This is a genomic window from Dokdonia sp., assembly GCF_039945015.1.
Taxonomy (GTDB): Bacteria; Bacteroidota; Bacteroidia; order Flavobacteriales; family Flavobacteriaceae; genus Dokdonia.
On the sequence record NZ_JBDUXP010000004.1, the window covers coordinates 817,400 to 830,201 of the forward strand.

The following is a 12,802-nucleotide window of genomic DNA, read 5'->3' on the forward strand; positions in this document are numbered from 1 at the left end:
TTGGCGATGTACTCAGACATGTTTTGTGTGTGGTTTCTCTTATCGTCATTCCGAATTCATTTCGGAATCTCATTAGGCATACATGATTCTTTTATTTGAGCACCTGAAATACTGAAAAAGGTTAAGCACAGACAAGTTCAGGTTGACGAGAATCCTCCTAACCTCCAAAGAGGGAATGAAAATAGTGTACGAGTTTGCCTCCTTGAGGCGTTGTGCTGAGCTTGTAGAAGTAAGGGAGTAAGGGAAGTGTTAACGTTGCGTACGTAATTTATAAAGAGAATATCTAAGTAAAAATTGGAATTTGAGGTTTTTTAATTTAAAAATATACAATTACAGAAACCCACAATACAAAATAGAAAAGACACATCCATTTTCTCATGCAGATAGTTTCTGTATACATTTTCGCGCCTGCCTGCCGGCAGGCAGGCAAGCGTACTATAGACTAAGACAGAAAAGCATATTCTTTTTCTCCTGTTTCTATACGCATAACAAAAAGCACTACTTTATTTTTTGTCCACGAATAACCTAACCATTACAGAAATAACCCTACCTAGACTTTATATAAAGGAGTCTCTTTTTAAAATCAAAAATCCAATGAAAATCTTTCATAATAGCACCACCTACGATTGCAGTAAAATCTATAGTTGCTGGGGTTTTGTTTAAATTTGCGTTGATATTTTCTACCAATATGTTTGCAAACATTGCTTTTGGGATCATCACTTCATCAGATCGCATGATGGTTCCGTCTGTACCTTCGGATTGAGAACTTCCTAAATTTTGAAATTGGTCGGCTAGTCCTTTTTGAGACACAATTTTATGATAGACTATAAGATCACCATTATAACCGGTATCAATCATAACTGGAAATGTTGCAGGAGTTTCTTTTTTGAAGACCGTCATATCCATATAGAAGAGATCCCCCATAAATTGTAAGGATATTTTTTCGAAGGTATTAGGGTTTGCAATGGTCTTCTCTGAAGTATGTATGACGATTCTTTGAGAGGCATAATCTATCTCCATAAGATAATCTTCAAAAAATGGATATCCTATAACCCCATCAAATGAATAATGCTCTTTAGGATATGCAATGCCTATAAGTTCTTCGTTTTTTCGTTCAAAACGGCCAATTCTTAATGTATTTCCTGCACTTACTCTTTGGGTACTTACTCCATTTGCACCTATATTCTCTATAGTACTGCCATAGGTTAGTTGGAGTTTTTTGTCTGTCATGGTTGTATTTGCAACCATTGCCGATGCTCCTGTGTCAAATATAAAATCTAACGCTTCAGATCCATTTACACTTGCTTTTAAATAAATCCTGTTGTCATTACCTATCGTAATAGGAATTGTGTCCTGTGCAAGAATAGGGAAAGAAAAAAAGAGGATACAAAAATGTAAAAGAAATAAGATGTTATATTTCATATCGATGTATGATAGATTAATTGTCGTCTATAAATAACTATAGATCTTGCCTGATAGTATGTATACTATAGCGTTTAATAGATCTCAATGTGGCTTAATATTTTGTAGGGAGGATTTTTTGACTCCATATACTGTAAGAGTTTTTCAAATGCATCTTTTCCTTTAATCTTTCCAGTTAAAAATAGTACCATTCTCTCAGAATGGCCACCCATCAAAATGTCTTCGAATTCTATATGTAGTCTAAATTCAGAGTAGAAATTTTGTGCCCAGTCATTTATTTCTGCAATGTATTTTCCTCTTTTTGAGCCAATCCATATTAAGTCCTCTTTAATTTCGGTTAGCTCCTCTAAAACCGTATTAAATAACTCTTTAGAAATACTCTTTTTTAATTGTTTTACGTTTCTCTCTAGTTCTTCAAAGTCACTTTCATTTTTGATGTCTTTTGAAATTGATTCCAAGAATGATACTGTAATTTTGCTTTTACATTCTTTTTGTATTTCTTCAAGTACATGTGTTGAAATAGTGGTTTTACATAACACATCTGACCATTTATTCATTTATCCTTATGTTTAATTCAATTAAAATTATCGTTTCTTCTTATGTGAAAAAATGTGCTCAGTGTATCTTACCTTGGGTTGTCAAAGAAATCATTCCAAATGGTATTATCCCCATGTTGATAGGTTTCTTCGTAATAGTCATACTTTTTGTTTGTTATCCAATCAATGTTTTCATGACTCATGGATTTTAATGATTCTGATAACACTTCAGAATATATTTTGGTAATTTCTTCATCTAAGTTTACTGGGTAGCGCATTCTTATCGAGTCAGGAATTTCTGGGTATTGATACACAATGTATTCGATTTTCCTTTCTTGTCCAGGTGCTAAACTTCCATATGTTGAAAACAGATTAGGTGTTTTGTATCCCCAAAGGGTGTCTTTTTGAGACAATAAATACATATTAGGTGACGGAACAAAAACTGGAAACTTTCCGTAGTTTTTCATGTATACCTTAATATATAGGGTGTCCTTGCTTTCATTAAATTGATTGGTGTAGTTAAGCTGTAGGCTGGGATATAGTGCTGGTATTTCTTCTAGAAGTAGTTGCTTTGTTCTGACGGTGTCATTTTTGACTGTAATAGCGTTTACGAAGCAATATGTTAAGATTCCTCCTATAATAATTAATATGATTTGTATCAAGTCTTTTAATTCAATTTCAGTTTTTACCTTCATTTTTTTTGATTTTATGTAGTGTAACGTAAAAATATATCCTGTCTAAGGGATAGATTTTTGTAATCATATAGGGGAATAAATAGATACCCTCTAGTGAATACTGAGGCTTGTTTTGAGAAATACATATAATGTAAGGGATCACTAATTTATATAATTAATTGATGGGATACAAAATTGTCTATTATTCCTTATACATTTTCGGTATCCTCTTGTTGTGATCTTTTGGTAGAGAAAAATAATGTTTGTTATTTCTTTTATTTGTAGAACCTAAAACGAAATAGGGGAGATGTACTTATTTTATCAAGCAGATAATTTCTGTATACATTTTCGCGCCTGCCTACCGGTAGGCAGGAAAGCGAACTTAGAAAAAAATAAAAATTAACAAATAAGAAAAACTTATAGTACACTTATGTGAAAATAAAATTTTCTTATGCATTCAAAAATTCATGCCTTTTTAAAGCTGTTTTAAGCCATGTTTAAAAATAAGCCATAGCAAAACATGGGTCTTGATTTTTGAACGAAATAAAATAGGTTATTTGTAGAATTTACTTTTTAAGCCGTTTCAAACTCACTCACAAAATGCATCTTTACGGAGGGGTATTTTTGCTGAGTCATTTGTAAGCTAAAGGAAGAATCGGCAAAAAATACTAATTGACCTCTTTTATCTTTTGCCATAAAGCGTTGCTTCACACGTAAGAATTCTTTAAACTCTTCTCCTTTTGGATCTTCAGGTTGTACCCAACAGGCTTTGTATACACTAAGCGGTTCATAGGTACACTTAGCTCCATACTCATGTTCTAGACGGTATTGGATTACCTCATATTGTAATGCACCAACAGTACCAATGACTTTACGGCCGTTAAGTTCTAGTGTAAATAACTGCGCAACTCCTTCATCCATTAATTGATCAATCCCTTTTGCCAGTTGTTTGGACTTCATAGGATCTGCATTGTTAATATATCTAAAATGCTCAGGAGAGAAGGAAGGAATTCCTTTATAACGAATATCTTCTCCAGAGGTTAGGGTGTCACCTATCTTAAAATTACCAGTATCGTGCAGTCCAACGATATCACCTGGATAGGAAATATCGACAATTTGCTTACGCTCTGCAAAGAAGGCATTAGGACTTGAGAATTTTAATTTCTTTTTGTTGCGTACATGTAAATAAGGAGTGTTACGTTCAAAGACTCCAGACACAATTTTTACAAAGGCAAGACGGTCTCTGTGTTTTGGATCCATATTGGCATGAATCTTAAAGACAAAACCAGAAAAATCTTTTTCATCTGGATGTACTAAACGTTCTTCACTTTGCTTAGGACGTGGAGTAGGAGCAATATGAACAAAGCAATCTAGGAGTTCGCGAACTCCAAAACTATTTAAAGCAGAACCAAAAAAGACAGGTTGTTGTTGCCCTTCTAAATAGGCTTTTTTATCAAATTCTGGATAGACACCTTGTACAAGCTCTACTTCTTCTCTTAGGTTATTTGCAGCTTCACTTCCTACGAGGGTATCGAGTATTTCATCCTGAAGATCAGATACTTCTACCGTTTCTTCTATGTTTTTACGACTATCACCACTAAAGAGGTTGACATTTTTCTCCCATATATTATAGATCCCTTTAAAATCGTATCCCATCCCAATAGGAAAACTAAGAGGGGTTACAGATAGATGTAATTTTTGCTCGATTTCATCTAGCAATTCAAACGCATCTTTTCCTTCACGATCCAGCTTGTTTACAAATACAATCATAGGAATATTACGCATGCGACATACCTCTACGAGTTTTTCGGTTTGGTCCTCAACTCCTTTTGCGACATCTATCACGACAATCACACTATCTACTGCAGTGAGGGTTCTAAAGGTATCTTCGGCAAAATCTTTGTGCCCAGGTGTATCGAGGATATTAATTTTAATTCCCTGATATTCAAATGCTAACACAGAAGTAGCTACAGAAATCCCACGTTGACGTTCTATCTCCATAAAGTCACTGGTCGCTCCTTTCTTAATCTTATTGGATTTTACAGCACCAGCTTCTTGAATCGCTCCTCCAAAAAGTAATAACTTCTCTGTTAATGTGGTTTTACCAGCATCAGGGTGAGAGATAATTCCAAATGTTCTACGTCTTGCGATTTCTTCTTTTATACTCATGTATATGGGATAAATTTTCTGGTGCAAATATAAGGGAAACCATGTAGTAAATAAATACGTATGTATTCTCAAAAAATAGAGCTATAATAAAAAATGAATGATAATTAGGGACTATTTTCTGTTTACATTTTTTGGATATTCAGATGGGGTCGTATTTGGAAAAAAAACCTGTTGAATATTTAAAAATGAGTGCCTCTATTTTTATAAAATTGAGATCAAAAAATAACTTAATAAATTCATAAATAAACCTCCAAAATTTGATGTCAAAGAACTATTGGTTTTTTAACGATTTTCTCTTAACAGAAACAGAAAAAAACATCTCATTTGTAACCTTTTTTACGGTTTTATTAGGTTTTTATTTATTTTTCGCTTTCGCGGAAGCAAACTTAAAATGCTGAAATGATTGTAATTAGAGTTGTAGATCATTTTGCTTGTTATGGGAAAACAGTATTTTCGATTTTCGTTAAAAATTGTGTATTAAACACGTACAAAACATTATGGGAAAACCATAATGTGTGTAGTTCGTCGATGATTTGGTCACAAAGGTCTAAAAACTAAAATAATGTATTTCCAGTTGGTAATATTGAAATATATTTGATCACCCAACTTGATTCAAACTAATAGCATAAACAATTTATACAACTATAAAATGTGAATATTATGGTAGAGTATAGAAATAGACGAATAGATCTATATACTCATTGGGGAGTTACAAGTACGATTGCATTTCAAGATAATGCTCGTCGTGTACATTCATTCTTAAAAGAATCAAAAACCCTCTGACAATTTAGATATTTAAAATAGACATTAACTAATGGTGACATCGCTATTCTTTGAGATAGTTGTGTTGCGATTTTTTTGATTTGATTACACATCATCACAATGAAAAATAAATGTAATATGAATTATAACTACTTAAAGGTATTAAAATCCCAAATTTTAGCGCTAAGTGTTATGATCCTGTTTGTGGCTTCAGTACAAGCACAGACAACTAACGTAACAGAAATACAAACCAATTCTTTTGCAAATGCAAATACAAGGAATACATTGCTTCCAAGAGATTGTACCTGTAGTCCATTTGTAGAAAATGGAGATTTTAGCGACCCTGTTTTAATATCAGGATCAAATCTACAAGTTGGTGCTGTATATCGTTTTTCTAACGTGTTTCCAAATATAGATGCACTCGTAGAAATCGAAGAATTTGCAAACGGGGCTTCTCTATTACAAATTGATGTTGCAGGTTTTGGAACAGCAGCTGCATTCCAACCTCAAATTAATAGTACAAACAATGGAGATCAAAGTGTCCTCTTTGATATTAAGTTTGTTACTTCTGGAGGAACAGCAGCAGATCAGATCTTATTGTCATTTTTTGGGACACCTCTTGATATTGATGGTGATAGTGATACAGTGAGAGAATATGCAGAACTGTCACTACCTGATGCCTATTATGTGTCTAGTAATACACTTCTAAATGTTACGAATAATGCAACATTTGTGCGTGGGGAAGCACAATCACCTAGTAATGCACCTGATGATGGAAATGGTATATCTACAGATCCTAGATATACGTTTAGTAATTATTACGAAAATTATTCAAATCTTAAATATAGAACCGGAAAGTTAGATGATGATTCTGATCGTTTTTATTCTTTAAACCTTACAAATGCTACGTATGTAGATCCAGTGTCTATATTTATTACAGCTCCAGTTATTTGTGGAAATGTAAGTGATGAAGAAGGAAACCCTTTACAAAATGTAGAAATAAATGTTGTAGGAGATGATAATACATCAACAACAGTTTTTACAGACGCAGACGGAAATTATAGAGCATTAACTGAGATAAATGATATTAATGCAGTCGTTGATTATGTAATAACAGAAACAGATCTAGCGGGTTATATTTCGATCTCTGATGTTGATGGAGCAAATGATAATACCATTAATAGGACAATAAATATTCAATCTAGTTGTAATAATGATTATGTAGACGGATTTGAACTTATAATTTCTGCCGAAGGACAAACAGATGTTCTATGTAATGGAGAAGCTACAGGTTCTTTGGAAGTTTCTGCAACAGGAGGGGTAGCACCTTACCAATTTAGTGTGGATGGTGGACCAAACCAATCAAGTGGAGTTTTTAATAATTTACTTGCAGGAGCACATACAGTAACAGTGACTGATGCTTTAGGTAGAACAGAAGATATTGTTATCACAATTACAGAGCCGGATAGTGGATTAAGTGTAAACATCACTCGAGTAGATGCAACAACAGCTCAAGGATGTCTTAATGGAGAAGCTACAGCAACTCCAAGTGGAGGTACAGCACCATATACATATTTGTGGAGTGCAAGTGCAGGAAGTCAGACAACAGCAACTGCTACCAACTTACCAGGAAACTTTAATGGAAATGGAGCAGGAGTTCATTCGGTTACTATAACAGATGCGAATGGTTGTGAATTAGTACAGAGTGTTATTATCAGTTGTAGTGATACGTGTGATGCGGTTATTGCTATTCAAGATGTTACAGATGTACTTTGTGCCGGAGAAAATACAGGAAGTACTACCGTAAGCGCAAGTTCAAATGCGAACGCAGCCGCTTTATTTACGTTTACGTGGAATACAGGTCAAGTAGATACAGGAGTTACAACAAGTACGTTAAGTAATCTAGCAGCTGGAGTATATACGGTAAGTGTTACGATAGATGGAACTGTTTGTTTAGCAGTAGAACAAAGTGTGACGATTACTGAACCAACGAGTTCTGTGGAGGTTAGTGTATCATCTACAGATGAGACAGGCCCAAATTTAAATAATGGAACAGCAACAGCTAGTGCAACAGGAGGAGTACCTCCATATACTTATTTATGGAGTAATGGCGAGACTACTTCGGCAATCACAGGTTTAGCACCAAATACCTATACGGTAACAGCTACCGATGCTAATGGTTGTGAGGCTATGAACACTGTGATTGTAAATGAAGGAAATTGTAATAATTTAGCGATTACGACAAGTGCAACTGATGTAAGTTGTAACGGATTCTCAGATGGAACCGCCTCATCTAATACTACAGGAGGTGTCGGTCCATTCACATACTTATGGAGTACAGGAGCAACAACCGAAGATATTACAGGTTTAGTTGCAGGATCTTATACAGTAACAGTAACAGATGGTTTTACAAATTGTACTGCACAATCTACAATAACTGTAAATGAACCAAGTGTATTAAGTGCAGGGATTGCAGTAAACAATGTACTTTGTTTTAGTGAGAATACAGGATCTCTTAACTTAACAGTAAGTGGCGGAACCTTCCCATACACATTTGCTTGGAGTAATGGAGAGACTACAGAAGATATTATAGAATTAGTAGCAGGTGATTATTCAGTAGTAGTAACTGATGCAAATGGATGTATAGTTACAGCAAATGCTACAGTAACACAACCAACGAAAGCTTTAGAAGCATCGGGAACAACAACAGATGTTTTATGTAACGGTGACGCTACTGGAGCGATTGACTTTACAATAGATGGAGGAACACCTCCATATACATATGCTTGGAGTAATGGGGAGACTACTCAAGACCTTTCAGGCTTAGTAGCTGGTACGTACTCAATAGTAGCAACAGATGCAAATGGATGTACGATTTCAGATAGCTTTACAATCACAGAGCCAGATAGTGGATTAAGTGTTAATATTACTAGAATTGATGCCACAACAGCACAGGGTTGTCTTGATGGAGAAGCTACCGCTACTGTAAGTGGAGGTACAGCACCATATACATATTTATGGAGTGCAAGTGCAGGAAGTCAGACAACGGCAACTGCTACCAACTTACCAGGAAACTTTAATGGAAATGGAGCAGGAGTTCATTCGGTTACAATAACAGATGCGAATGGTTGTGAATTAGTACAGAGTGTTATTATCAGTTGTAGTGATACGTGTGATGCGGTTATTGCTATTCAAGATGTTACAGATGTACTTTGTGCTGGAGAAAATACAGGAAGTACTACTGTAAGTGCTAGTTCCAATGCAAATTCAGGAGCTTTATTTACGTTTACGTGGAATACAGGTCAAGTAGATGCAGGAGTTACAACAAGTACGTTAAGTAATCTAGCAGCTGGAGTATATACAGTGAGCGTAACAATAGATGGAACAGTTTGTTTAGCAGTAGAGCAGAGTGTAACGATTACTGAACCAGCAAGTCCAGTGGGAGTTGATGTTACATCTACGGATGAGACAGGTCCAGGGTTAGATAATGGAACAGCAACAGCTGTAGGAACAGGTGGAACTCCACCATATACATACTCTTGGAGTAATGGCGAGACTACTGCAGCAATCACAGGCTTAACTCCAGCCGATTATACGGTTACAGTTACTGATGCCAATGGTTGTGAAGCAATGAATACTGTGACTGTAAATCCAGGAAGTTGTAATAATTTGGCAATTACCACAAGTGCAACTGATGTAAGTTGTAATGGTTTTTCAGATGGAACTGCTTCATCAAACACAACCGGAGGAGTAGGGCCATTCACATACTTATGGAGTAATGGAGCAACAACCGAAGATATTACAGGTTTAGTTGCAGGCGATTATACAGTAACGGTAACAGATGGTTTTACAAATTGTACTGCACAATCTACGGTAACTGTAAATGAACCAAGTGTATTGAGTGGAGGAATCGCAGTAAATAATGTACTTTGTTTTAGTGAGAATACAGGATCTCTTAACTTGACAGTAAGCGGAGGAACACTTCCTTATACATTTGCTTGGAGTAATGGAGAGACTACAGAAGATATTATAGAATTAATAGCAGGTGATTATTCAGTAGTAGTAACCGATGCAAATGGATGTACTATTACAGTAGATGCTACAATAGCACAACCAGACAGCGCTGTGACTGGTGATGTTACAACTACAGATGAAAATGGTGTAACTGCAAATGATGGAACAGCAACGGTTGTTGCTTCAGGAGGAACACCTCCATTGCTTGGAGTAATGGGGAAACAACAGCTTCGATAACAGATCTAGATTCAGGAGATTATACTATTATTGTAACCGATGCTAATGGATGTACATATACAGAAACAGTAACTGTTGGCTCTATTAATCAAACTCCAGACCCAGAAGATGATACTGCTACAACTCCAGAAGATACTCCTGTAAATATAGATGTTACCGATAACGATAGTTTTGGAACAGATGGCCCTTCAACAGGAGTTATTATCATTACTGTAGTTGCTTCAAACGGAACAGCAACTGTAAATGATAACAATACACCGAATGACCCAACCGATGATACAATCGATTATGTACCAGGTCCTAACTTTGTTGGTGTAGATGAATTATTCTACCAAATAGAAGATAGTACAGGTGATACAGCAACAGCAAAAGTAACAGTAACAGTAACTCCAATAGAGGATATTATGGATGATACTGCTACCACTCCAGAGGATACTCCAGTAGATATCGATGTATTAGATAATGATACTTTTGTAGGAATCTATGGAGATGATTTTGAGGTAACAGATGTTACAGATCCAGCAAATGGAACGGTAACAATCAATGCAGATGGAACGGTGACTTATACGCCAGATCCTGATTACATTGGTGTAGATACTTTTGATTATACAGTAACGGTAACCAATCCAGATGGATCAACTACAACAGAGACTGCTACGGTAACGGTAACAGTAACTCCAGTAGAGGATGTTATGGATGATACTGCTACCACACCAGAGGATACTCCAGTAGATATCGATGTATTAGATAATGATACGTTTAATCCAAACAGTGATGTCGAGGTAACAGATGTTACAGATCCAGCAAATGGAACAGTAACAATCAATGCAGATGGAACGGTGACTTATACACCAGACCCTAACTATAATGGAACCGATACTTTTGACTATACAGTAACGGTAACTAATCCAGATGGTTCTACTACGACAGAGACTGCTACGGTAATAGTAATAGTAACTCCTGATAACCCATCATTAGAATTATTAAAAGATGGTGTTTATGAGGATACGAACGGCGATGGTATTGTAAATGAAGGAGATTCAGTAATCTATACCTTTACAGTAACTAATAATGGTGATGTACCTTTATTTAATATTACCATTACCGATCCATCGGTAACAGTACTAGGAGGTCCAATAGATTTAGGAGTTGGAGAGAGTGATAGTACAACCTTTACAGCTGTCTATGCTCTTACACAGGAAGACATTGATGCAGGTGGTGTATATAACTTAGCGATAGCAAATGGAGTAGATGGAGCTGACGAACCAGCAACAGATGAGTCAGAGGATCCAACACCTATTGATCCAAATGATCCTGATAATCCACCTATTGATCCAGATTGTTTAGAGTGTACAATTACACCATTAGATCAAGATCCAAGTATTGCACTAATCAAAACAGGAACATTTAACGATGAGAATGGTGATGGTGTAGCACAAGTAGGAGAAACTATCAGTTATACTTTTACGGTGACTAATAATGGAAATGTAACAGTAACCAATATTGTAATTACAGATCCATTAACAGGACTTGTATTATCAGGAGGACCAATTGCAGAATTAGATCCAGGAGAAACTGATAGTACTACCTATACAGGAGAGTATACAATCACACAAGCAGATATTGATGCAGGTTCTGTAATGAATCAAGCACTTGCTACTGGTCAAGATCCAGACGGAGGTGATGTTACAGATGAATCTGATGATGATAGTCCAATTGAAGATGACACTACGATAACTATTCTTCCACAAGGAAGTAGTATATCATTAGTAAAAATTGGTGTATTCAACGATGAAGACGGAGATGGATTTGCACAAGTTGGTGAGACAATTACATATACCTTTATTGTAACAAATACAGGAAATGTAACAATTACAAATATCACCTTAGACGATCCATTACCAGGACTTGTATTATCAGGTGGACCAATTGCAGAACTGCTACCAGGTGAAGTTGATGATACGACATTTACAGGAATCTATACAATTACAGAAGAAGACCTTATTAATGGCGAAGTCGTTAATCAAGCAATTGCAACAGGTCAAGATCCAGACGGAGAAGATGTAATTGATATTTCTGATGATGATACAACATTAGAGGATGATGAAACTGTAACAGAACTCCCTCAAGGAAGTATTACATTAGAGAAAACAGGAGAGATTATTGATCTTAATGGTGATGAATTTACACAAGCGGGAGAAATTATTCAGTATACATTTAAAGTGACAAATACTGGGAATGTACCGTTATTTAATATCACAATAGATGATCCGATAGTTACTGTAGATGGAGGACCTATAGATTTATTACCAGGAGAAATGGATAGCACTACGTTTACTGCTACTTATATTCTTACAGATGCAGATATAGAAGCACTAATGGTAATAAATCAAGCAACTGTAACTGGAGCTGATCAAAATGGTAACGTAGTAACAGACCTTTCTGATGATCCTTTAGAAACAGCAAATGTAGATCTAGAAGGAGATGGAGAACCAGATGATCCTACTGTAATTATTATTACAGGTGTACTTAATGAAGATGATATTGAAATTTTTAATGGAGTAACTCCTGACGGTGATAACTCAAATGACATCTTTATTATAAGAGGAATCGAAAATTTCCCAGATAACACAGTACAGATATTTAATAGATGGGGAATAGAGGTATACTTTAGAGAAGGATATTTAAATGATAGCCAAGGTTTCGCAGGTATTTCAGAAGGAAGAGCTACATTAAATAGTGGAAAAGAACTTCCAGTAGGAACATACTATTACATAGTTAAATATGTAGCAGATGGAGAAACCAGGCAGCAAGCAGGATATCTATATCTCAATAGATAATAATAAGAAGAATAGATGTGAGTACGCTTTCGCGAAAGCGTACTCATATTAAAGGAAATAAGTAATCATATAAGTACTTATAATAGATTTTAAGTATTTGTAAAAGTTGAAAAAAAATGAAGCATTTAACAATAGGGTGTCTTATTTA

8 protein-coding genes are annotated in these 12,802 nt (G+C 35.5%); 3 read left to right on the forward strand and 5 right to left on the reverse strand.

The genetic code is table 11. From position 1 onward, the window contains the following. Window positions 1-546: 546 nt before the first annotated feature. From ABJD27_RS05900 to ABJD27_RS05915, 4 genes are all read right to left on the reverse strand, one after another. Entirely contained in the window at window positions 547-1,422 is an 876-nt protein-coding gene (locus tag ABJD27_RS05900) for a retropepsin-like aspartic protease (protein ID WP_348162102.1), read from the reverse strand. Window positions 1,423-1,496: 74 nt separating this feature from the next. Beyond that, window positions 1,497-1,979, reverse strand: a complete 483-nt coding sequence (locus ABJD27_RS05905; RefSeq protein ID WP_348162104.1) for a hypothetical protein — start codon at window positions 1,977-1,979, stop codon at window positions 1,497-1,499. Window positions 1,980-2,047: 68 nt separating this feature from the next. Further along, window positions 2,048-2,653 (reverse strand): hypothetical protein, encoded by a 606-nt coding sequence (locus ABJD27_RS05910; RefSeq protein ID WP_348162106.1) that lies wholly within the window; start codon window positions 2,651-2,653, stop codon window positions 2,048-2,050. A 552-nt stretch (window positions 2,654-3,205) separates the two neighbouring features. Then, complete coding sequence (locus tag ABJD27_RS05915) at window positions 3,206-4,801, reverse strand: peptide chain release factor 3 (protein WP_348162108.1); 1,596 nt, start codon at window positions 4,799-4,801, stop codon at window positions 3,206-3,208. Window positions 4,802-5,461: 660 nt separating this feature from the next. Between ABJD27_RS05915 and ABJD27_RS05920 the strand changes: the two genes are divergently transcribed. Next, window positions 5,462-5,584 (forward strand): hypothetical protein, encoded by a 123-nt coding sequence (locus tag ABJD27_RS05920; protein ID WP_348162110.1) that lies wholly within the window; start codon window positions 5,462-5,464, stop codon window positions 5,582-5,584. 117 nt (window positions 5,585-5,701) lie between these two features. Next, window positions 5,702-9,814: a hypothetical protein gene (locus ABJD27_RS05925; RefSeq protein ID WP_348162112.1), complete on the forward strand. Its 4,113-nt coding sequence runs from the start codon at window positions 5,702-5,704 to the stop codon at window positions 9,812-9,814. Window positions 9,815-9,902: 88 nt separating this feature from the next. Here the strand turns inward: ABJD27_RS05925 and ABJD27_RS05930 are convergent, their stop codons facing one another. Further along, window positions 9,903-10,067, reverse strand: coding sequence for a hypothetical protein (locus ABJD27_RS05930; protein WP_348162114.1), 165 nt, complete (start codon window positions 10,065-10,067; stop codon window positions 9,903-9,905). Between the two features lie 82 nt (window positions 10,068-10,149). Here ABJD27_RS05930 and ABJD27_RS05935 point away from each other — a divergent pair, with 82 nt between their 5' ends. Next, window positions 10,150-12,654, forward strand: a complete 2,505-nt coding sequence (locus ABJD27_RS05935; protein WP_348202008.1) for an Ig-like domain-containing protein — start codon at window positions 10,150-10,152, stop codon at window positions 12,652-12,654. Window positions 12,655-12,802 lie beyond the last annotated feature (148 nt).